A 23,020-nucleotide genomic window follows, 5' to 3' on the forward strand; every position below is an offset into this window, starting at 1 on the left:
TTTTAAGGATTCAGCAAGTTTTCAAGGTTCGGTGTGTCAGGGCAGGCAGGCTCTTGCGCAAGCTCGCCTGATAGGCCGGGTTGACGTTGGCAATCACTACACCGGAGCCACGCGGCAGACGATCGAGAATCACACCCCAGGGATCGACGATCATGCTGTTTCCGTGTGTTTCGCGGCCGGACAGATGGTAACCGCCCTGGGCCGAGGCCACCACATAAGCCAGGTTCTCGATGGCGCGGGCACGTACCAGAGTTTCCCAATGCGCCTTACCAGTGGTTTCAGTGAAGGCGGCGGGCACAACGATAATATCGACCTCGCCCATGGCGCGATAAAGTTCGGGAAAACGCAGGTCATAACATACGGATAGACCGATTCGGCCGAACGGAGTTTCAACCACCACTACCTGGTCACCCGGTTCAATGGTTTTTTCTTCGCGATATTTCTCGTTGCCGAGATCCAGGCCGAACAAGTGGATCTTGTCGTAGCGCGCCACCAGCTTTCCCTTGTCGTCGTACACCAGACAGCTGTTGCGCACCTTGGTCGGAACGCTCGCCTCCAGCGGCACCGAGCCACCTATGATCCATATCTTGTGCTTCCTTGCCATGGCACTGAGGAATTTCTGCATCGGCCCCTTGCCCTCGGCTTCACGCACCGCTACCTTGTCGCTTTCCTTCTTCCCCATGATGGCAAAAAACTCCGGCAGCACGACCAGTTTGGCGCCCTGCGCCGCGGCCATGCCAATCAGGCGCTCGGCCTCGGAAAGGTTGGCCGCCACGCTCGGGCCGGAGGCCATCTGGATGGCCGCGATGCGGCAAACGCCGGGCTGCGGTTTGGCGCGTGCAACTGCAGTGCGGGTCTTGGTTCTGGCGAAACTCGATTTGGCTTTCGTTATCATTTTCTTTCCTCTAGTCCATTGCTTAATTCAGTGATGAGTCATGTAGGTTGGGTTAGCGGCTTCATCGCGTAACCCAACAAACTCAACCAAAAGTAGGCGCCTCTAGGCGACATTCAAGACCAACATTTGAAGGAAACTTAGGTTTGTTGGGTTACGGCGCAAAAAACCGCGCCTAACCCAACCTACATTTCACCCATCACCTCACTGCGCGTTCCCGCCGATTTTTACGACATTGGGATTGTCCCATGTTCCGGTAATACTGTATTCGTAAGCAGCGATTTGATCAATCGGATCTCGCAACAATTTTTGCGCCACCAGCGCAGCTATCCCAACCACGGGTCCACCCAGAAAAGCGCCGGCGACGGACACGCCCTCTCCCAGCTGGGGAGCCACTCTCACTTTCAGGTTCTGGGTTTCCCTGGCAAGATCGGTTTCACCCTGCATCCGGACTTTTGCCGCCGGGCCTTCCAGCCTGAAATCATCGGTGTGCGCTACACCGTGGTCGATGCGCGCACTGCCGGAAATCGAGTCAAAGGCGAAACCTCCGCTGAAAATATCGCGAAAATCCAGCGTCAGGCGCCGTGGCAGCGACTGAAGACTGAGCAGGCCAAGCAGCTTGCCCACTCCCGGCTCGACTTTGAGAAACTGGCCATTCTTCGCTTCCAGTTTGAGACTGCCGGCCAAACTCGGAAAATCGATATCATGTGGACTCCCCGCCCAGGAAAGCTCGCCGTCGAGCTTCGCCGTTCCGCGCTTCACCGCTTCCGGGTAGCCCAGCCGGGCCAGCAGCTTACCCACATCCTGCGCCTCAAGATGCAGATTGGCGTTGGTCATCGGCCTGCGTCGCCACCCCTGCCACAACCCGTCCATCTGCAGGCTGCCATCAGGGTTGCTGATGCGCAGTTTCTCGATACGCCAATCCTCATCCTCCTGCACGGCCAGCAGTTCGAGCTTGCCTAGTTTCTTCTGCTTGGCCGAGAAACTGTCCGCGATTATATCCAGTGCAGGCAGTTCCTTCTCCTGCGGCGCTTCGGTCGGCACCCCCAGCTTCGCCGGAGCTGGATCGGGAATAGTCAGATAACCCAGGCGCGCCTGCAGCCGGCCACGGCCCCCAGGGTTCCAGTTCACGCTGCCGGCAAGCTCCCTGCTCTCTATCTTCGCCTGCCAGGTGCTCTCCTGGATTTTGGCGCTAATACGCAAGTCATTAAAGCGCTTGCCGAATGCATCGAGTGCACCAAATTTCAGGTTGAGCCCGGCAAACCCGGACAACGGCGACGCCTTGGCCGATGGCTGTCCAAGGAGTCCGCGCCAATGATCGAGATCAAGCAAGGCCAGTTCGCCGCTCAACCAGATGCCAGGCTGCGGGGGCAACACCGCCGCTGCTCCCAGATTGACCGCGCCACGTTCAATTGTCGTTTTGCCGTTTTCTTGATTGCGTGACAGAACTGCCGCCAGAACCTTGCCATAGCTGAGCTGAAGCAGGTCCTGATTCGCACCCGTTATTTTCTTCTCGATGTGCAGCGGCACCGCTTCAGCCGCTTTTTTGCCAAAAGGCGCAGGCAGGTTAACCGCCAACCCAACCAGTGAAGATTCGAGCAGCATATCGGCCTGCTTTTTGCGGATCGAGACCACCCCACGCCAGTCGGCAGTTCCATTCAAGTTGTTGATTAACGGCAAGTCGGCCAATCCACGTATTCCGGCAGCGGTGGCACGCCCCTGAGCATTGATACGCACGCCGCCATCCTTCTGTGTCGCCCCGCTGATCGATGCCGGACCACCCACGACCTGCGCCGTAATTTGAGGGATCCCCACCGAGGCTTCGGTAAAATCCAGACGTCCATTCACTTGTTCCAGCGTCGGGAAGTCCGCGCCAAGAGAAACGCGGTTGTTGACGAACTGGTAGCTTCCCACCACCCGGCTGTCCTTGTTGCGTCGCAAGGGGATAACCAGCTTCAGCTTGAAATTGCCGTTGCCCGATGCCCCCATGCCTTCGGTGAAATCGTCGATCATGGCGCTGACCGGGCTGCGGTCGATGAACTTGATCATATCGCCAGTCGGTCCGCGAGCTTCGCCCTCCACTTCAAGAATTTCATCCAGGCTCAACAGGTCTGGAATCACCACACGTGTCTTGCTGATTTGCATGCCATCGGTATTGCCTTGATGTGCGGTGATTTCCATGCGCGCGCCACGGAACAGGAGATCGACCGTGATATTCTCAATTTTTGGCCAGCCCGGCGCATATTCCAGCGTGCCGCCAGTCACCTTCCCGGCCACCTCGAACAGGCCGTGCTTGCCGTCGGCAAAGGGGAAATCGGCCAGATTGCCCTTCAGCCGCAGCCTCACATCGTTGGACTGCCCGGCCAGCAGCGCCGTATCGAGCCAGTCGCGCGTCGATTGGCCGACCGTGAGAGGGATGTATCGGGCGACCTGGCGCCCATCGCCGCGGGTGAACTGGCCGGTGAGATCGATCGTGCCCGGCGTACCGCTTTTCATCTTGTAGCTGCCGAACAGCGTGCCCGCCAGGTGGCGGTTGGCAAGAGAAAGACTGGTCAGGGTAATATCCAGACCATTTTCCTGTTTCTTCCAGTTCATCTGCGCAGTCAGCGCATCCATCTCCAGCGGCTCGCGGAACAGACCGGGAAAGTCCGCACGCACGCCGTGTGAATCCAGCGCCAGGGTGCCGGATTTTTCGTTGGCGTCGAGGTTGCCGCTCAGGCCGGAAACACCCGGCAGCTTTCCATGGGGCTTCATGCCCAAGCCGGTAAAGCCACCCTTGGCCGTATAGCGCTGCGGCGTTTTCCAGTCGCCGCTCCATTTAACGCTGAAGTCGTGGAAGCTGCCCTGGGGAGCGATTTCAGCCATATTGCCACGCACTTCCTGTGACAGCGGCAGCGCATCGGCCAATTTCACCAGCGGTTCCAGGTAAAGGCCATTGGCGCGAATTTCCCCGGTAGCGGGATTTTTGCCTTGCGCCGGGATATAGCGCACCAGCAAATCGGTAGCCGGCAAATTGACGCCGCTCTTCGCTGCCAGACTCACACGCTGCGCGCGGAACTCGAATGCACCCGGCAGCGGCTTTCGTCCGAGACGGCCTTGCAGACTTTGCAGTTCGGCCTCGGCCAGGTCGCCGATAAAACGGGCTGCCGAATCGACAAAACGAACATCCGCCTGCAACGGCCGCCAACTCAGGCGGCCGCTCAGGCTATGCAGATCGAGCTGGGGCAAATCAGTGGCGAAGCGGGCGGCTACATCGTTCAGACGAATGTCCGCTGTGACCTCGCTGACCCCGCCGGCCTTGAGCCCAAGCCAGGCCTGCACCCCGCCATAACCGTGCCGCAGCTCGAACGGGAAGGGTAGCCAGGTCTGCCAGGCAGCGATGTCGGCATGGTCGAGTTTCGCATAAACCCTGCCCTCCCAGGCAGCCAGATCGGCCACTTTTTCACCTTTCAAATCGGCACGAATATCCAGCGGGTCTGACAGTTCGACAGGCGGAACGGCCTGCAGGCCCAGTCGATGCCGACTGCCGCTGTTCTCCAGGCGCAGGTTGACGCGGCTCAAGGTCAAAGCCGGCGCCTGGAGCTTCTCGTCGCGCCACTCGATCACTGCGTTGCGGATGACGATGCGCGATTGCTGCAACAGCCAATCGGCAAAACCGCTGTCGCTGTCCGGCTGGTTGAGCTCGATTCCCGCAATGAAGATGTGCCCTTCGGCGTCTCGCCGGAGACTCAATATGGGATCGCTGATTTCGAGGGAATGCAGGCGCACCTCGCCGACCAGCAGCGTCCACCACGACAGGGTGCTATCAACGTTCTGGAGTACCAGCGCAGGACGTCCCTGCCGGTCGTAAACCTGAACTTCGCGTAACGCCAGGTGCGGCCTCAAGCGCTCCCAGCTGGCATCGATTGCGCCTATCGCCACACGCTGGCCGGCTGCGCGGGTAATGGAAGCGGCAATGTCCTCGCGGTATTGGCCGATATTGGGCAAAATCCAGTAGCGCAGTGCCACCACCGTCGAGGCGAACGCCAGCCCGGCCAGAAACAGGGCCGCGATTGCAATTCGGTAACTCCAGCGCCAAGAGGTTTTGAGCATTTCAGATTCAGAAAAAGAATAACCGCAGGGGCGCTTAATGCGCCCCTGCGGTCAGATTATACTCCGGCGGCGGGGATTGCTTCACGTTACCCTTTGGTCAGCTTGCAATTGCGTGTGCGCTGCGCGCGGATGTTTAGATGCCGGGGGCTGCCCGGCAGCAGGTTACTTTATTTTGCTTGCCCAAAATATAAGTAACCAAACAAAAGGGCACCCACCCGCACCGGCCCTTCGGGCTACCCTCGATTTTCCGGGCAAATCGGGCGGCCGCGTTAAACTCGGCCTTTGGCCTCAGACAAACGCAGCCGACGGCCCCCGATTCACCCGAAAAACCGAGGCGGTGCAGAGGGGGATTCAAATCGGTTTTGTGAGCGTAGCCCGTGTTTTGGTTGCCCTCCCCGCCGGGGAGGGCTGGGTGGGGCGGTTTTGTTTTGCTTTTCGGTCCCCTTGGGCCACCGCCGAGCAGCGCAGCCGGGCCGGGAGATTTCGGCGAGGACTGTCTGAGGCCCACAGGGCCGAGTTCCGCAGCCGCCCGGTTCGGCGAGCAGCGCAGGGAACCCCGAAGGGGCGGTGGAGAGGGGCGGCTTTCTTTGGTTACTTTCTTTAGCAGTTTAAAGAAAGCAACTAGCCCGCCGGGCTACCCCCGGCACCTAAACATCCGCGCGAAGCGCGCCTTACGAATCCAATATTACTGGTAGTCTGGCCCCGAATATGCGGAATGCAGAGTTAGGCTGGATGCGTGATGGCAAGACCTGACCCCGCTAGTTACGATCTCATCTTAAGTTGAATATGTAGCACGGACTCTCTTTGACCGCCTAAGGTATGTAAACCAGATTGCGCATGCCATGAACGTTAGAAAAGCCTGCTTTGCCAGTTCTTCGACCATAACGCTGCTGACCTCAGATGGAAGGTCGGAAATGCCTGAAAAAATAAATGGCAATGCAATGCTATAAGCCAACCTCGAAAGGAAATACGCCTTAGCGATTTTTACTGCATTTTGTTTGACCGACCATAAAACAGAGCCCGCATAGAAACTGAACGCCATCAACCATATGCTCATTGTTGTTTCAATCGAGACCATTATGCGCATGCTTGGAAATGAACTGAAAAGGGACGCAGTTGCCTCCCACGCTCTGATTAACTCCACAATCGTTGAGAGCGGCGAAAGAATTGTAAGGGATATACAGAGGAATGCCAGCCACCCTTTAACTCCTTTCAACGTGGCGTCAGCCGTAGCAACTTTCGTAACTGTTGGCTGTACCACGGGTGGCAACAAAATCGCCGACGCCTGAGTAGAGCCCACGGCAGCCCCGCATTTGTGGCAGAAATGGGCGCCGATGAGAATCTCTGAGCCACATTGAGTGCAGTACATATTCCCGACTTCTTTCTGCGCTATCTGCAAACCATCTTCGGATGGATCTTCCCGAGAACCAGTCTCAGCTATAGATCTTTGTGTACCTTGACCTTGGAAGCCATAAATTATCCACTGATAACCCTTTAGTCCAACAAGCACTGCGAAAGGGGGAATAACAAGGTTCACAAAGAATGAATCACTATCCCAGTAATCGAAATAATGCCCGAGAAATTCAAAGCTAGTATTCGTGCGGAAAAGAACGAATAGCGCCCATACGACAGAACAGATAAGGTAGGCACGTCCGAACCGACCAAGGCCATTCAATTTCACTTTGAGCCCTATGGTCGGAGGGGGAGATAGGGCGGAATGCAGTGCTATCGCCCTCTCAATTTTTGCGGACTTATTTGCCCGAAATTCATCGTCAGTCGCAAGTATCCGTTCAAATACATCAAGGATATTGGTTGGTGGCGTATGCCGCTTGAGTTGTTCAGCATCCGACCGTTTTGAGATCATGCTAAACATAGGCTGTAAATCTGAAGTAGGTGCAACACCGATAGCCAAGTATGCCGCCCAAGCGTCCGTAATCTTCTTGGTGTCATCGTCATTGAATTCTCGGCCGGAACTCCCCAGCCAATTTTCAATTGTTTGCCATTCCGCTCTAAGCTGGGAAGAAGCCTTGGGATCAAGAGCCATGTCGCGCAACACATTGATGTAGAACAGTCCCAAGTCCAACAAAAAGCCATGCCCCGATGCATCGTCGGCAGCAATCAATAGCGTTCGGGTGCTTGAGTCGTAGGGCATTTGGTTGCTCCAGGAAATTCGGTGCGGAAATTCGGGGTTCGGATTCTGACCCCTCGGATTCCCTTGCTGATGGCTAACGCTCCACTTGAGCCGCGGCTTGCCTTGGAGCGCAGCGGAAGGGTAAGCCGTCGGACTCGAAGTGGTTGTTAGCGCTATTGCGGACTAAGTACATAAATTGTTTCTTACGCATCTTAGCTCAGCCCTATTAAATCATGCTTACTCAGGGGACACCCTAAACATCCCCCCCTGAGATTGCCCTGTCTCTCAGTGATTCCATCTTGGTAAGAATCCTTTTGTAGAGTCGTGCCGCCTCATCCGCCTCTTCTATCATTATGGGCAGAAGTTCCTTGCCATCGTCATCAAAAGCCGAGAGCCCGCTGTTCTTCAATTCGATTAGCCTATCTCGCTGTCCTTCTGCGCGATCCAAAGAGTCCTTCCACTGGTCACAATATACTTTGAGATAAATAATTCGATTTTCTGTTGCCATTTCTTCCCCCTCGATCCTGTATTGCGCTAACGTAAAGTAGACCCCCATAAAACACTAAAAATATTATCGGGTTGGTTTATAAACATGACAACGACTCTAAGCTTAATTTAAAATCAAGACAACCAAATATTTATTGGGCATTTTTTCGGCTTTTAACACCCCGCCTACCCGCTCCAGCAACGAGCATAAAAAAAGCCGCCAAAAACCCCGGCGGCTTTTTCGTTCCCCACAGGCAGGAAAGTTACTTCACGACCTCTTTCAACTGCTCCAGGATCGCCGGATTCTCCAGCGTGGAAACGTCCTGGGTGATCTCCTCGCCCTTCGCCAAGGCGCGCAGCAACCGCCGCATGATCTTGCCGGAGCGGGTCTTGGGCAGGTTGTCGCCGAAACGAATCTCGTCGGGCTTGGCGATCGGACCGATTTCCTTGGCCACCCAGTCGCGCAGGTCGGCGACGATTTTCTTCGCCGCTTCGCCTTCGGGGCGGTGGCCTTTCAGCACGACGTAGGCCACTATCGCTTCGCCCTTGATGTCGTGCGGCTTGCCCACCACGGCGGCTTCAGCCACCAGCGGGTTAGCTACCAGGGCGGACTCGATTTCCATCGTGCCGAGGCGGTGACCGGATACGTTGAGCACGTCGTCGATCCGGCCCATGATCCAGAAGTAACCGTCCAGGTCGCAGTTGGCGCCGTCGCCGGCGAGATAGTATTTGCCGCCCAGGTCTTCCGGGTAATAGCTCATCTTGTAACGCTCTGGGTCGCCGTAGATGGTGCGGATCATCGAGGGCCAGGGGCGCTTGATCACCAGGAAGCCGCCCTTGCCTCTGTCCACATCGTGGCCGGCCTCGTCGACGATCGCAGCCATCACTCCGGGCAGGGCCATGGTGCAGGAACCGGGCTTGAGGCCATGCACGCCGGGCAGCGGGGTGATCATGTGGCCGCCGGTTTCGGTCTGCCACCAGGTATCGACGACCGGGCAGCGGGTCTGGCCGACAGTGTTGTAATACCACATCCACGCCTCGGGGTTGATCGGCTCGCCCACAGTACCTAGCAGGCGCAGGGAGGAAAGATCATATTGCTTGGGCAGGTCGGCGCCGAGCTTGATCAGGGAGCGGATCGCGGTTGGCGCGGTATAGAAGGTGGTGACCTTGTGGTCCTGGATCATCCTCCAGAAGCGGCCGGCGTCGGGGTAGGTCGGCACGCCCTCGAACATCAGCTCGGTGGCGCCGATCGCCAGCGGGCCGTAGGTGACATAGGTGTGGCCAGTGATCCAGCCGACGTCGGCGGTGCACCAGAACACGTCGCTGTCCTTGTAGTCGAAAGTCCAGCGCATGGTGTTGATGGCGTGGAGCAGGAAGCCGGCGGAAGAATGCTGAACGCCTTTGGGCTTGCCGGTGGAACCGGAGGTGTAAAGAATGAACAGTGGATGCTCGGCGTTCACCCACTCCGGCTCGCAGGTGTCGGCCTGGCCCTTGACGGCATCGTGCCACCATACGTCGCGCTGTGCATCCCACGCGGCTTCTCCGGCGGTGCGCTGGTACACCACCACCTTCTTCACGCACTCGCAGCCGCCCATGGCGAGCGCGTCGTCCACTGCAGGCTTGAGCGGCAGCGCCTTGCCGCCGCGGAACTGGCCGTCGGCAGTGATGATCAGGCTGGCGGTCGCATCGGTGATGCGCTCATGCAGGCTCTTGGCGGAGAAGCCGCCGAACACCACCGAGTGGATCGCACCGATACGGGCGCAGGCCTGCATCGCCACCACCGCCTCGATGCTCATCGGCAGGTAGATGATGACGCGGTCGCCCTTCTTCGCGCCCAGTGCCTTGAGTCCGTTGGCGAAGGTGCAGACGCGGTGGTAGAGATCCTTGTAGGAGATCTTGGTGACCTTGCCGTCGTCCGCCTCGAAGATGATCGCGGTCTTGTTCGGCTGAGTGGCGAGATGCTTGTCCAGGCAATTGTAGGAAACGTTCATTTCACCGTCGTCGAACCATTTATAGAACGGCGCGTTGCTCTCGTCCAGCACCTTGGTGAAAGGTTTCTTCCACACCAGCAGTTCGCGCGCCAGCCCGGCCCAGAAGCCTTCGTAATCTTTATCAGCCTGCTCGCACAGTGCCCGATAGCCTTCCATCCCCTTGACGTTGGCCTGGGCCTTGAATGCCTCAGCCGGCTCGAATACCCGTGTTTCATTCATGACTGATTCGATCGACGACATGTTTTCTCCTCGGAGTTTTTGTTACGATGCGGTAGGTTGATTAGAACTGATGATATCGCTTTTATTAATTGATGCAAGCCAAACAAAATTGATTTTTGTCAACGTGATGCCGACAAAACTCGGGATTCCGCCAAACATATAGATAAGCTAACTGACATCTCATCATATCAAAATGGATATTTCCACGCAAAACACCCCCGAACAACTCATAGCAAAGGCGCTCAACCTCAGCCGCTATGCCCGGCGCCTGACCGAAAGCGACACCACCGCTCTCGACCGGCTGCGTGCAACCCTGTTCACACCCTGGGATGCGGCTGCGATGCAGGCCATCCTCGACGGCTGCGCGATCGAGGATGAAACCGCCCTGAAGAAAGCCCTGCGCTTTTTGCGCAAGCAGGTGATGCTGCGTCTGATCGTGCGTGACCTCGCTGGACTGGCCGACCTGCGCGAAGTCATGAGCACCGCCACCGTGCTGGCCGAAGTCACCACCAACTTCGCCCTCTCCCGGATCGACAGCTGGCTGCGCAGCCAATACGGCCCCCCTGTCGGCGAAGAAAGCGGCACCGAGCAAGACCTGGTCGTGGTCGGCATGGGCAAGCTCGGCGGCGGCGAGCTCAACGTCTCATCGGACATCGACCTGATCTTTGCCTACCCTGAGGAAGGCGAAACCACCGGGCCGCGCAAAACCAGCAACCATGAATATTTCGCCCTGCTCGGCAAGAAGCTGATCGGCGCCCTCAACGAGGCCACCCCGGACGGTTTTGTCTTCCGCGTCGACATGCGGCTGCGGCCCTATGGCGACTCCGGGCCGCTGGTCGGCAGCTTTTCCATGCTGGAAAACTACTACCTCACCCAGGGCCGGGAATGGGAGCGATACGCCTGGATCAAGGGGCGGCCTCTCACCGGCAGCCTGTACCGGGAACTGGCCGCCATCCTGCGGCCATTCGTGTTCCGCAAATACCTGGATTTCGGCGCCTTTGCCTCGATGCGCGGCCTGCACACCCAGATCCGCCAGGAAGTGAACCGGCGCGACATGCAGGACAACATCAAACTGGGGCCGGGCGGCATACGCGAAATCGAGTTCATCGCCCAGGTATTCCAGCTCATCCGCGGCGGCAAGGAAACCGACCTGCAGACCCGCTCCACCCTGGTGGCGCTCGACCTGATCGAACAGCGCAAGCTGCTGCCGGCACAGACCGTGACCGAGCTGCGCAGCGCCTACTTCTTCCTGCGCAACCTGGAGCACCGCCTGCAATACCTGGAGGACGCCCAGACCCAGACCCTGCCGGTTAACGACGCCGACCGGCAGATCATCGCCGCCGCGATGGGCTACGCCGACTGGCCCGAATTCCTGCACGCACTCGACAGCCACCGCAGCAAGGTGGAGCGCCATTTCGAGCAAGTCTTCGCTGCGCCGCAAAGCGCGCAGGGCAATCACTCCCTGGCAGCATTGTGGCAGGGCGCGCCAGCTGAAGAGGAAGCCATCTCACTGCTTGCCGAACAGGGCTACCACCACCCAGCCGATGCCTGGCAGCGGCTCAACCGTATCCGCGAAGGCAGCCGCTACAACCAGCTGCCAACCGAAAGCCGCACCCGCTTCGACTCACTCCTGCCGCCGCTGATCCAGGTGGCCTGCAACTTCTCCAACCCGGACGAAACCCTGGAGCGCATTCTCCATCTGGTGGAAAACATCAGCCGGCGCGGCACCTACCTCGCCCTGCTGGTGGAATACCCGCAGACCCTCAACCAGGTGGCCAAGCTGTGCAGCGCCAGCCCCTGGGTATCGGATTACCTCACCCAGCACCCGATTTTGCTGGATGAACTGCTCGACACCCGCGAGCTTTACGCCAGGTACGACCGGGAGGAACTCCGGAACGAGCTGAAGGGGCTGCTGCACGCGGCTGAAGGCGACACCGAGCGGCAGATGGACATCATGCGCCACTTCAAGCAGGCGCAAACATTCCGCCTCGTGGCGCAGGATCTGGCCGGGGCGCTGCCGCTGGAAATCCTGTCCGACCAGCTCTCTGACCTGGCCGACATGATCCTGGACGAAACCCTGCGCCTCGCCTGGGCCGGGCTGCGCGTCAAACACCGCGACACACCGCGCTTCGCCATCATCGCCTACGGCAAACTGGGCGGCAAGGAACTGGGCTACGCCTCCGACCTCGACATCATCTTCCTTTATGACGACGATTCGCCCGATGCTGCCGAGAACTACGCAAAACTGGCGCAGCGCATCAACAGCTGGATTTCCAGCATGACGCCGGCCGGCATCCTTTACGAAACCGACCTGAGGCTACGCCCCAACGGCGCCAGCGGCCTGCTGGTCAGCTCGGTCGAGGCATTCGAGGACTACCAGAAGAATCAGGCCTGGGTGTGGGAACACCAGGCGCTGACCCGTGCCCGCTTCTGTGCCGGCGATGCCGATATCGGCGCGACCTTCGAGCGCATCCGCATCGAGGTGTTGCGGCAGGTGCGCGACCCCGCCACCCTGCGCGAGGAAGTGCTCAAGATGCGGCAGAAGATGCTGGACGCACACCCCAACCCCAGCGGCCTGTTCGACATCAAACATGATAGAAACGGCATCATCGACGTCGAGTTCATCGTGCAGTATCTGGTGCTGAACTTTTCCCGCCTCCATCCCGAATTGACGCGAAACGCAGGCAACCTCGCCCTACTCCGGATCGCCGGCGAGTTCAAGCTGATCCCTGCGAAACTGGCAGAGCAGGTACGCGACACCTACCGCGAATACCGCCTGCTCCAGCACCAGCTCCGGCTACAGGGCGGCGCTCATGCCCGCATCGATCCGGAGCAGACGGAAGAACACGCGGAAGCCGTCAAGCAGCTGTGGCAGGCGGTGTTCGCTCCTTAAATTCGGCAAAATGCGCTACAATTAGCCGATTCCTGACAATTCCTAGCGACATTATTCCCTCCCCCTGGCAGGGGGAGGGCTAGGGTGGGGGTGGAAAGCCTCGCGTGAGAACGGGCATTTTTACCCCCATCCCAACCTTCCCCCTATGAGGGGGAAGGGGCAAAAAAACCGGCCCCGGCATTGTTGATTGGCAGTTAACTTTAATTAGAGTTTGGAGCAACAAATATGTCTATGTCCGACCGCGACGGCCTGATCTGGTACGACGGCAAGATGGTGGATTGGCGCGACGCCACCACCCACGTCCTCACCCATACACTGCACTACGGCATGGGCGTGTTCGAAGGCGTGCGCGCCTACAAGACCGACAAGGGCACGGCGATCTTCCGCTTGAAGGAGCACACCGACCGGCTATTCGCCTCGGCGCACATCTTCTGCATGAAAATGCCTTTCGATAAAGCCACGCTGATGCAGGCCCAGCTGGATGTGGTGCGCGGCAACAATCTTGAATCCGGCTACATCCGTCCGATCGTGTTTTACGGTTCGGAAGCCATGGGCATCGCGGCAACCACGCTCTCCACCCATATCGCCGTGGCCGCCTGGTCGTGGGGCACCTATCTCGGCGCAGAAGCGCTGGAGAAAGGTATCCGCGTGAAAACCTCGTCGTTCACCCGCCACCACGTTAACGTCAACATGTGCCGCGCCAAGTCGGTATCTACCTACACCAACTCCATTCTCGCCCACCAGGAAGCAGCGCACGATGGCTACGATGAAGCCCTGCTGCTGGATGTGGATGGCTACGTGGCGGAAGGCGCAGGCGAAAATCTTTTCATCGTCAAGAATGGCAAACTGTTCACGCCCGACCTGACTTCCTGCCTGGAAGGCATCACCCGCGCCTCTATCATCGAGCTCGCCGGCGAACTGGGCATCCCGGTGATCGAAAAACGCATTACCCGCGATGAAGTGTATTGCGCCGATGAAGCCTTCTTCACCGGCACGGCGGCTGAAGTTACGCCGATCCGCGAACTGGACAACCGCACCATCGGCGAAGGCAAGCGTGGCCCGATCACGACCAAATTGCAGACCATGTTTTTTGACTGCGTCACCGGCAAGGCAGCCAACCATCAGGATTGGCTGAGCCTGGTTTAAGGAGAGATCGATGCAACCCGAATTCAAGGCACGTTATTACGAAGTCACGGCGAAGGATTTGCCGCTGCACTGCCCGACACCGGCGATGCAGAGCTGGAGCAGCCACCCGCGTGTGTTCCTGCCGATAGAAAAGACCGGCGAAGCGCTGTGCCCCTATTGCGGAACGCTGTACAAGCTCAAGGGCGAGTTGCCCAAGGGGCATCACTAACAACCTGATTTACCGCCGATCAAAACAAGCGCCCTTCGCGCTTGCCCCCTCTCCCCCTGTGGGAGAGGGTTGGGGAGAGGGGTAGCCGGCGTCTCCAAAACAAAACCAACACACTAAGGAAGTTTGGGTTTGTTGGGTTATGGCGCAAAAAACCGCGCCTAACCCAACCTACATAACTGCGTCCTCTGCGGTAAAAAAGATTCATGTCGAAAATCCTCATCATCGCCCCCTCCTGGGTCGGCGACGCCGTGATGGCGCAGCCCCTGTTACGACGTCTGCGGGAACTCTATCCCGATGCCGTGATCGATGCCTTCGCGCCGGCCTGGGTGGCCCCGGTACTGGAACGCATGCCGGAAATCCGGCGCGTCATCATCAATCCGCTGGCCCATGGCGAGCTCTGTCTCAAGCTGCGCTGGAAGCTGGGGAGCGCGCTGCGGCAGGATCACTATGATCACGCCTTCATCCTGCCCAATTCGCTAAAATCGGCACTGATTCCTTTCTTTGCGGGCATTTCGTTGCGCACCGGCTTCAAAGGCGAGATGCGCTTTGGCCTGATCAATGACATGCGGCATCTGGACAAGCAGTCCCTACCCCTGATGGTGGAGCGCTTCGCCGCCCTGGCCGAATATCCCGGCACCCCCCTGCACCGCCCGGTGAATAACCCGCGCCTGACGGCGGATAAAGAACGGACACAAACCACGCTTGCCAAACTGGGCCTGACCCCGAAAAAAACGGTGGTCGCTTTCTGCGTCGGCGCCGAATACGGCCCGGCCAAGCGCTGGCCGGCTCCACATTTCGCCGAACTGGCGCGCATGCTGGCAGATGAAGGCCATGAAATCTGGCTACTGGGCTCGCACAAGGATGCGGAAATCGGCGCCGAAATCGAAAACTCAAGCAACGGGGTGGCCCGCAACCTGTGCGGCCAAACCGACCTCGCCGAGGCCATCGACCTGCTTGCCGCTGCAAACCTTGCCGTCGTCAACGATTCCGGCCTGATGCACATTGCCGCCTCACTCGACAAGCCGATGATCGCCTTGTTCGGCTCGTCCAGCCCCGGCTTTACCCCGCCAATGTCGGACCAGGCCAGGATTATCAGCCTGAACCTGCCCTGCAGTCCCTGTTTCAAAAGGGAGTGTCCGCTCGGCCATTTCGACTGCATGATCAAGCTCTCTCCGAAACGGGTTTTCGAGGAAGCCGCCGCAATGCTCCAGCATGCCGGCCCACAAGATAAAAACCAGGGAAAATGAGAATTGACAAGCGCAGCAGCTTTCACCACGATATGCACTTAACCGGTTTGGAATCGTAATGGCAACAGGAATACCCAAAGGGTTTGAATTCATCGAAAGCCTGGCAAAGGAGCTTTCCTCCAAAAACCTGGTTTTCCCGACCTCACTGAATGCCACAATGCGCATTCGCTCTGCGCTGAATGACCCCAACTCGTCAACAGACAAAGTCGCTCACATCGTCGGGGCGGAGCCGGTGCTTTCCGCACATCTGTTACAGCTTGCCAATTCGGTCGCGATGAACACCAGCGGCAAGCCGATCGTCGACCTGCGCACGGCGATCACCCGGCTAGGCTATGCGCTGGTACGCAACGTCGCCATCTCGGTCGGGATGCGCCAGCTATCCCAGGCATCACCGCAGGGCGTCATGCAGCCGTGGGTGGAAAAGCTATGGAAGCACAGCATCCTGGTCGCATCCATCTCCTACATACTGGCAAAAAAACGGGCGCGAATTAACCCGGACGAAGCGATGCTGGCAGGGCTGCTGCATGATATCGGCGAGTTTTACATTCTGACCCGGGTGAAAGACTTCCCGGAACTCTTTGCCGATGAGGCGGCCATCAAGGAAATCACCCGCCTCTGGCACGCCGAGGTGGGACGTGCGATCCTGGAAAGCTGGGAAATTCCCGAGGAAATCGCCGCCGCGATCCAGGATCATGAAACATTCAACCGCATCCACGCCGCGCCGGCCGACCTGACTGACGTGATCATGGTCGCCAACATCCTCAGCGGCGAGGGTATGCCGGAAAACATTGACTGGGAAAAAGCTCCGCAAGCCTTCGGACATCTGAGGCTGGACTCGGAAACCTGCGATACGGTGTTGATGGATTCCGAAGACGAAATGAAACAGATTGCCCTGGCCTTGGGCTGACCAGCCCTATCTACAGGGTAGTTGAAATAGGCAGCTTTTCTTCCGAACAAGTGTTCAATAAAGATTCTGCAATATTTCCATTGGATGGCAATCAAGCCGATAATTTCAACATTGACAACCGAAGCGGCACCATCCACGATAATACCGTCAATCTGGAGAGCTCAATGAGCACCGTACAAACAAATATGGCGGATTTTATCGATACCCTCGCCAGGGAGATATCGGCGAAGAACCTGATTTTCCCAAGCTTTCCCGACATCACAATGCGGATTCGGTCCGCACTGAGCGACCCCAACATTTCCGCCAGCAAAGTCGCCAAAATCGTCGGAACAGAACCGGTTCTGTCAGCACAGCTATTACGCCTGGCAAACAGTGCTGCATTATGCGCCGGTAGCAGACCGGTTGACGACCTGCCCACAGCGATCAAACGTCTGGGTTATGCTCTGGTTCGCAACGCCGCGATTGCGCTAGGGATACGTCAACTGGCCCAGGATACCCACCAGAGCATGATGCGTGTTCCCCTGGAAAAATTGTGGCGACACAGTATCCAGGTTGCCGCGCTCAGCTACGTGCTGGCGAAAAGGCTGACCCGCCTTAACCCCGACACTGCGATGCTGGCGGGTCTGCTACACGATATCGGCATGTTCTACATCCTGGCCCGCGCGAATAAATACCCGGATCTGTTTACCGATGAGGCGATGTTAAGAAACATCCCGCATCAAACGCATGCACAAATCAGTCCGGTTATTCTGGAAAGCTGGGATGTCCCGGAGGACATCATTACTGCCGCAAGAGATCATGCCTCATTTAACCGGATCCACTACGCACCGGCAGACCTGACCGATGTGGTAATGGTAGCCAACATCCTGGCCAAACGAGGCTGCCCCGGGCCAGATGGAAGCTTTGAATGGTCAACGCCTCCCCCCGCCTTCGGCCGGCTTAACCTGGATGCGACAACCTGCGCCGCTGTAATGCTCAAGTCCGAAGAGGAAATTACGCTGATATCCCAAGTATTCTGCTGAAATATCGAGCCCGGCCTTTTTCCTGGTTATAGCGTCCGGGAAAAACGCGGCTTCTCTGCCGATTGCTGCTTGAGATAGGCATCGAAGGGCATCGCGATATTGCGCAGGAAGAAGCGCCCGACCTGGGTTACCGCAACCTTTTCAGGCGACAGTGCAACCAGTCCGTCGGCTTCCATTTCCTTCAATTCCACCATGGCATCGGCAAAGTATTTGTCGAAATCGATTCCCCATGCACGCCCGAAGGACGCCTTGTCGAGTTCAAGGTCACACATGATGCGGGTAATGGCATCGCGCCGCAGCTTGTCCTCATTCGTGACGCGCAGGCCGCGCTCTGTCGGCAGCCGCCCCTCACCCACCAGTCGATAATAGTCGGACAGCTTTTTCACGTTCTGCACGAACACATCCTCGGTCTGGCTGATCGAGGAAGCGCCGAAAGCGTAAATATCGCAGTTCTTGTGAGTGGTGTAGCCCTGGAAGTTGCGGTACAGGGTCTTGCTCTGTTGCGCCCTGACGATCTCGTCGTCGGGTTTTGCGAAATGGTCCATGCCAATGTAGACGTAGCCTGCAGCGCCAAGTTTGTCCAGAATCAGCTGTTGCAGTTCCAGACGTGTAGCGAGACTGGGCAGATCGGCTTCAACAATTAGTTTCTGGTTTTTTTTCATCCACGGCACGTGGGCATAATTGAACACTGCCAGCCGGTCCGGCCCCATGTCGATAATCTTGTCCAGCGTTTCACGATAGGTTTCCACGGTCTGATGCGGCAGGCCCACCATCAGGTCCATGTTGATACTGTCAAAACCTTCTTCACGCATCCAGCCATAAACCTGCCGGATCAGGCTTTCCGGTTGCACCCGGTTGACCGCCTTCTGCACGGTGTCATTCAGATCCTGCACGCCCAGGCTGATGCGGTTGAAGCCGGCATCTTTCAGGGCCTTTACATGCTCGCGGGAAAGCTCGCGCGGATCAACCTCGCAGCCTTTTTCCGCATCAGCAGCGATGGTAAAACGGCTGGCGATATGAGCGAACAGGCGGCGGATATCGTCGGGGGCCAAATAGGTCGGCGTGCCGCCGCCCCAGTGCAACTGGCGCGCGACTCTGGACGGGTTGGTCAGTGCAGCCACCTGGTCAATTTCCTTGAACAGGTAATCCAGATATTCGGTAGCACGATTGTAGTTCCTCGTCGCCACCATGTTGCAGCCGCAGTAGTAGCACAGCGTGTCGCAGAACGGAATGTGCACATACAGCGACAGGTCGCGCCCCTTGTCCTGGGTCTGTTTGATTTCTTCCAGCCACTCCTTCTCGCCGAAGGCATCGGTAAAATAGGGTGCGGTCGGGTAAGAAGTGTAGCGTGGACCGGCCTTGCTGTATTTTTCGAGTAAAGAAGCGGCGAGTTGCATGGTGACGTGCTTTTCAGAATAGGTGAGGCGGTAATTATACTCCGGCTTGAAAGCTGGTGGAAAAAACGGCCGAAAACCGCGATAATCAAGGCAAAATCACACAAAGAGAAAGTGCACTACATGATCAGCCTGCCCAAAGAAATTTTCAAAGCCTACGACATCCGCGGCATCGTCGGAAAAACCCTGACACCGGAAATCGTCGAGGCCATCGGCCACGCCATCGGTTCGGAAGCCGTAGCTCGCAAGCAGACCGCCATCGCCATCGGCCGCGACGGACGCCTGTCTGGCCCGGACTTGGCCGCAGCGCTGGCGCGCGGCATTCAGAAAGCCGGCATTGACGTCATCGATCTGGGTCTGGTTGCCACGCCCATGACCTATTTCGCCGCTTACCAGCTCAACACCCACTCCGCGGTCATGCTCACCGGCAGCCACAACCCGCCCGACTACAATGGCCTGAAAATGGTGCTGGCCGGCGACACCCTGTCCGGCGACGCAATCCAGGCGCTGCGGATTCGGCTGGAACAGGGCGACCTGTCCAACGGCAGCGGCAGCTACAGCACCCACGACATCGCCGACGAATACCTCAACCGCATCACCTCCGACGTGAAGATGGCGAGAAAGATGAAGATCATCGTCGACTGCGGCAATGGTGTACCCGGCGCGTTCGCGCCCCAGCTCTATCGCGACATGGGATGCGAAGTCGAAGAAATGTTCTGCGAAGTGGACGGCAATTTTCCTAACCACCACCCCGACCCCTCGGTCCCCGAGAACCTGCGCGACCTGATCGCCCGCCTCAAGACCAGCGATGCCGAAATCGGCTTCGCTTTCGACGGCGACGGCGACCGCCTGGGCGTTGTTACCAAGGACGGGCGGATTATCTTCCCTGACCGCCAGCTGATGCTGTTCGCGCAGGACGTGCTCTCACGCAATCCCGGCGCGGAAATCATCTTCGACGTCAAATCCACCCGCAACCTGTTTTCCTGGATCCGCGAACGCGGCGGCAAACCGCTGCTGTGGAAAACCGGCCACTCCTTCATCAAAGCCAAGATGAAAGAAACCGGCGCTCTGCTGGCTGGCGAGATGAGCGGCCACATCTTTTTCAAGGAGCGCTGGTACGGCTTCGACGACGGCCTCTACGCTGGCGCACGCATGCTCGAATTCCTCAGCAATCAGGCTGACATCAACGCCACCCTGCATGGCCTGCCGGATACCGTGAACACGCCGGAACTCCAGATCAAGATGGAGGAAGGCGCGCACTATGCCCTGATCGACAAGCTGCAAAAAACCGCAAAATTCCCGGATGCCACGGAAATCATCACCCTCGACGGCCTGCGCGTGGAATACGCCGACGGCTTCGGCCTGATGCGGCCGTCCAACACCACGCCGGTGATCGTGCTGCGCTTTGAAGGGGATAACGAAGTGGCGCTGAAGCGGATTCAGGAAGAGTTTCGGGCGGTGTTGCTGGCGGCGGAACCGAATGCGCAGTTGCCTTTCTAAGATAAATGGATCCGAAACATCTAAAATTCAGTCGCAGGATATTGCCAAGCAGAACGCACTCATCGTAACATTACGCCATCGGTACTTGTTTTATATCTCTTATATAAGATATATAAAACAAAAAGGTTTCGCAGCGTAAAAACCACTAGGTTATTTGTCGAGGTCATACATTATGCCTGTCGTCATGTCTCGCCGTCGCTTCATCACCATCGCCGCCGCCGCTGTCGGCCTGCCGTTGCTGCTGAAGGCAGGTAGTTCCCAGGCCAGGCCGGTGCGCTGGGAAGGCACCGCACTGGGAGCGCCCGCCTCCATCCAGCTTTACCACACCGACGAAGCACAGGCGCGCGCAGCCATCGCTGCCGGGCTGGACGAACTGAAGCGACTGGAGGCAATTTTCAGTGTCTACCGCGCCGACAGCGCCATCGCCGCGCTCAACCGCGACAGCGTGCTGGAGAATGCACCGGCTGACTTCATCGCCCTGCTGACCCACGCCCTGTCGCTGGCCAGGATCAGCGACGGCATCTACGACCCCACAGTGCAACCGCTGTGGCAGACCTATTTTCGCCATTTCACTGCCGCACACCCCGATCCCTCCGGGCCGGCTCCGCACGACATTGCCGCTGCGCTTGCCCTGGTGGATTGGCGCGCAGTCGAGGTGGACGCAAACCGCCAACGCATCGCTTTCACCCATCCCGGCATGGGCCTGACGCTCAACAGCGGCGCCCAGGGCTATATCACAGACCGCGTCACCGATGTGCTGCGCGCCCATGGCTTCGAGCACATGCTGGTGGACATGGGCGAGCCGCGTGCCTTGTCGACCAAGCCTGATGGCTCGGCCTGGCGCATCGGCATAGCCAATCCTGCCGATCCCAATAGCACGGTGGCCACGCTTGAAGTGGTGGACCAGTGCGTATCCACTTCAGGTGGCTATGGCACCCTGTTCGACCCTGCCGGCGCCTTCACCCACCTGATCGACACCCGCACCGGACGCACTGCGCCCGCGCTGCTGGGGGTTTCGGTCATAGCCAGCACCGGCACCATCGCCGACGGCCTCTCCGCCGCCATGCTGATGGCGCCGGTCGAGAGTCGACTAGCCATCCTCCGGGCTGCTGGCGGCACGAAGGCCATCTATGTCACACCCGAAGGCGTGATATCCACCGTGGTGTCCTGACCGTGAACGCCACCGAGGAAAACACGATGGATTTCAGCGCACCCGACATGGTCGAGGGCATCGCCCACGTTGTAGCGGTGGAAGGCACCATAGTCTGGCTGGAACCGGAACAGACCACCAGCTGCGGCAGTTGCGCCTCGTCCTCGACCTGCGGCGCCAAGGGGGGTATCGGCACTACCGCCAACCGGCTCGAAGCCCGCCGCTTCTCGCTCGAAAATCATCCCGGCCTGGTTGTCGGCGAACGCGTGGTGGTCGGCATCCGCGAGAATACGCTGCTCAAGGCTTCGCTCACCGCCTATGCCATTCCGCTTGCCGCCATGCTGGGCGCAGGCGTAATGGCACAATGGGCCGCCGGCAGCGATGGCATCACCATGGCCGCCATGGTCGCCGGGCTGGCGCTCGGTCTTGGCATCGCGCGCCTGAGCGCCGGCCATCTGTCTTCCCGAGGCGACCTCGCCCCCCGCTTCATTCGTCGCGCCAATACGGGCGGCACCTGTAAAATAACCTAGAGGCCGAGGCATGAAAGAATACATCCTTCTGATGGTGAGCGCGGCACTGGTCAACAACGTCATCCTGGCCCGCTTTCTCGGTCTGTGCTCGTTCATGGGCGTCACCACGCGCATCGACACCGCGGTCGGCATGGGCATGGCAACCACTTTCGTGATCACCGTCTCGTCGATGGCTGACTGGGCAGTCGCAACCTATTTGCTTGAGCCCTATAACCTGTGGTATCTGCGCACGGTGACTTTCATCATGGTTATCGCCGCCGCCGTGCAGTTCACCGAGTTGACGGTAAAAAAGGTATCGCCACACCTGTTCCAGATGCTGGGCATCTACCTGCCGCTCATCACTACCAATTGCGCGGTGCTGGGTATTGCCATCCTGCTGGTCGAGCACAGAATGAATTTCATTAGCGCCACGCTGTTCGGCTTTGCTTCCTCCATCGGCTATAGCTTGGTGATGGTTATTTTCGCCGGGCTGCGCGAACGAATGGCATTGGCCGAGATCCCACGCCTGTTCGCCGGCCCACCGATCGGATTTATCGTCGCCAGCCTGCTGGCGCTGGCGTTCATGGGTTTTTCCGGGATGACCACGACTGGGTGAGATGTGATGAATAAACCCTTGGCACATCACTCATCACCTTTCATTGGCTTAGGAGTCTGACTATGTTATTAGCGGTCGGCAGTCTCACGATAATGGGCGTCACACTCGGCAGCATACTCGGCGCGGCCGCATATTTTCTCGCTGTTGAGGAAAATCCGCTGGAGGAGGAATTGAAGGAGATGCTGCCCGGCTCGCAATGCGGCCAGTGCGGCTATGTTGGCTGTGGCCAGTATGCAGTTGCGCTGGCGAAGGGCGAGGCACCGATAACCCTGTGCACGCCCGGCGGCAGGGCAGTGATCGAAGTGCTTGCCAGGAAGCTGGGCGTCACCGCCGACCTGTCCGAGCATGAAGAGAAGGTGCCAGAATACGCCGTCATCATCGAGGATCTGTGCATCGGCTGCACCCGCTGCATCAAGGAGTGCTCGGTGGACGCCATCATGGGTGCCAACAAGCTGATGCACACGGTCATCGCCGATGTCTGCCACGGCTGCGCCAAATGCGTCAAGGTCTGCCCCACCGACGCGATCGAGATGCGCCCGATCCCGATGACGCTGGGCAGCTGGCATTGGGCCAAACCTGAAGACCAGCATGCCATGCATTAAAGAGGGCGATTTAAG

General features: G+C 58.3%; 17 protein-coding genes. 11 read left to right on the forward strand and 6 right to left on the reverse strand.

Annotated features, from left to right (window positions below):
• Positions 1 to 10: 10 nt before the first annotated feature.
• The 5 genes from SCT_RS15400 to acs all read right to left on the reverse strand — a co-directional run bounded on the left by SCT_RS15400 (position 11) and on the right by acs (position 9,832).
• On the reverse strand, positions 11 to 895 hold the full coding sequence (locus tag SCT_RS15400; protein ID WP_059424725.1) for a carbon-nitrogen hydrolase family protein: 885 nt from the start codon (positions 893 to 895) through the stop codon (positions 11 to 13).
• 201 nt (positions 896 to 1,096) lie between these two features.
• A complete protein-coding gene (locus tag SCT_RS15405) occupies positions 1,097 to 4,984 on the reverse strand; it encodes a YhdP family protein (RefSeq protein ID WP_059424727.1) in 3,888 nt (1,295 codons plus the stop codon).
• 775 nt (positions 4,985 to 5,759) lie between these two features.
• Positions 5,760 to 7,136 (reverse strand): DUF2569 family protein, encoded by a 1,377-nt coding sequence (locus tag SCT_RS15410; protein WP_059424730.1) that lies wholly within the window; start codon positions 7,134 to 7,136, stop codon positions 5,760 to 5,762.
• Between the two features lie 232 nt (positions 7,137 to 7,368).
• On the reverse strand, positions 7,369 to 7,623 hold the full coding sequence (locus SCT_RS15415; protein ID WP_144408305.1) for a hypothetical protein: 255 nt from the start codon (positions 7,621 to 7,623) through the stop codon (positions 7,369 to 7,371).
• Positions 7,624 to 7,864: 241 nt separating this feature from the next.
• On the reverse strand, positions 7,865 to 9,832 hold the full coding sequence (acs, locus tag SCT_RS15420; RefSeq protein WP_059424735.1) for an acetate--CoA ligase: 1,968 nt from the start codon (positions 9,830 to 9,832) through the stop codon (positions 7,865 to 7,867).
• A gap of 172 nt (positions 9,833 to 10,004) precedes the next feature.
• Here acs and glnE point away from each other — a divergent pair, with 172 nt between their 5' ends.
• From glnE to SCT_RS15450, 6 genes are all read left to right on the forward strand, one after another.
• Positions 10,005 to 12,704, forward strand: a complete 2,700-nt coding sequence (glnE, locus tag SCT_RS15425) for a bifunctional [glutamate--ammonia ligase]-adenylyl-L-tyrosine phosphorylase/[glutamate--ammonia-ligase] adenylyltransferase (RefSeq protein ID WP_059424737.1) — start codon at positions 10,005 to 10,007, stop codon at positions 12,702 to 12,704.
• 225 nt (positions 12,705 to 12,929) lie between these two features.
• Positions 12,930 to 13,850: a branched-chain amino acid transaminase gene (locus SCT_RS15430; RefSeq protein WP_059424739.1), complete on the forward strand. Its 921-nt coding sequence runs from the start codon at positions 12,930 to 12,932 to the stop codon at positions 13,848 to 13,850.
• Between the two features lie 10 nt (positions 13,851 to 13,860).
• The gene (locus tag SCT_RS15435) at positions 13,861 to 14,058 is read left to right on the forward strand and encodes a zinc-finger domain-containing protein (protein WP_009204966.1); all 198 of its coding nucleotides are present in this window, start codon (positions 13,861 to 13,863) and stop codon (positions 14,056 to 14,058) included.
• Positions 14,059 to 14,261: 203 nt separating this feature from the next.
• Positions 14,262 to 15,305: a lipopolysaccharide heptosyltransferase II gene (waaF, locus tag SCT_RS15440; RefSeq protein ID WP_059424741.1), complete on the forward strand. Its 1,044-nt coding sequence runs from the start codon at positions 14,262 to 14,264 to the stop codon at positions 15,303 to 15,305.
• Between the two features lie 58 nt (positions 15,306 to 15,363).
• Positions 15,364 to 16,212 (forward strand): HDOD domain-containing protein, encoded by an 849-nt coding sequence (locus SCT_RS15445; protein ID WP_059424743.1) that lies wholly within the window; start codon positions 15,364 to 15,366, stop codon positions 16,210 to 16,212.
• 164 nt (positions 16,213 to 16,376) lie between these two features.
• A complete protein-coding gene (locus tag SCT_RS15450) occupies positions 16,377 to 17,234 on the forward strand; it encodes an HDOD domain-containing protein (RefSeq protein ID WP_082098402.1) in 858 nt (285 codons plus the stop codon).
• 26 nt (positions 17,235 to 17,260) lie between these two features.
• Here SCT_RS15450 and hemN read toward each other — a convergent pair whose 3' ends face one another.
• On the reverse strand, positions 17,261 to 18,631 hold the full coding sequence (hemN, locus tag SCT_RS15455; protein WP_059424746.1) for an oxygen-independent coproporphyrinogen III oxidase: 1,371 nt from the start codon (positions 18,629 to 18,631) through the stop codon (positions 17,261 to 17,263).
• A gap of 123 nt (positions 18,632 to 18,754) precedes the next feature.
• Between hemN and SCT_RS15460 the strand changes: the two genes are divergently transcribed.
• The 5 genes from SCT_RS15460 (at position 18,755) to SCT_RS15480 (ending at position 23,005) form a co-directional block, all read left to right on the forward strand.
• Positions 18,755 to 20,128, forward strand: coding sequence for a phosphomannomutase/phosphoglucomutase (locus tag SCT_RS15460; RefSeq protein ID WP_088178679.1), 1,374 nt, complete (start codon positions 18,755 to 18,757; stop codon positions 20,126 to 20,128).
• Between the two features lie 172 nt (positions 20,129 to 20,300).
• Complete coding sequence (locus SCT_RS15465) at positions 20,301 to 21,299, forward strand: FAD:protein FMN transferase (protein WP_059424748.1); 999 nt, start codon at positions 20,301 to 20,303, stop codon at positions 21,297 to 21,299.
• A 26-nt stretch (positions 21,300 to 21,325) separates the two neighbouring features.
• On the forward strand, positions 21,326 to 21,808 hold the full coding sequence (locus tag SCT_RS15470) for a SoxR reducing system RseC family protein (RefSeq protein WP_059424750.1): 483 nt from the start codon (positions 21,326 to 21,328) through the stop codon (positions 21,806 to 21,808).
• 10 nt (positions 21,809 to 21,818) lie between these two features.
• A complete protein-coding gene (gene rsxA / locus SCT_RS15475) occupies positions 21,819 to 22,403 on the forward strand; it encodes an electron transport complex subunit RsxA (protein WP_059424752.1) in 585 nt (194 codons plus the stop codon).
• A 62-nt stretch (positions 22,404 to 22,465) separates the two neighbouring features.
• Complete coding sequence (locus tag SCT_RS15480) at positions 22,466 to 23,005, forward strand: RnfABCDGE type electron transport complex subunit B (RefSeq protein ID WP_059424755.1); 540 nt, start codon at positions 22,466 to 22,468, stop codon at positions 23,003 to 23,005.
• Positions 23,006 to 23,020: the final 15 nt, after the last annotated feature.

The organism is Sulfuricella sp. T08, from assembly GCF_000971475.1.
In the GTDB taxonomy this organism is placed as follows: domain Bacteria; phylum Pseudomonadota; class Gammaproteobacteria; order Burkholderiales; family Sulfuricellaceae; genus Sulfuricella.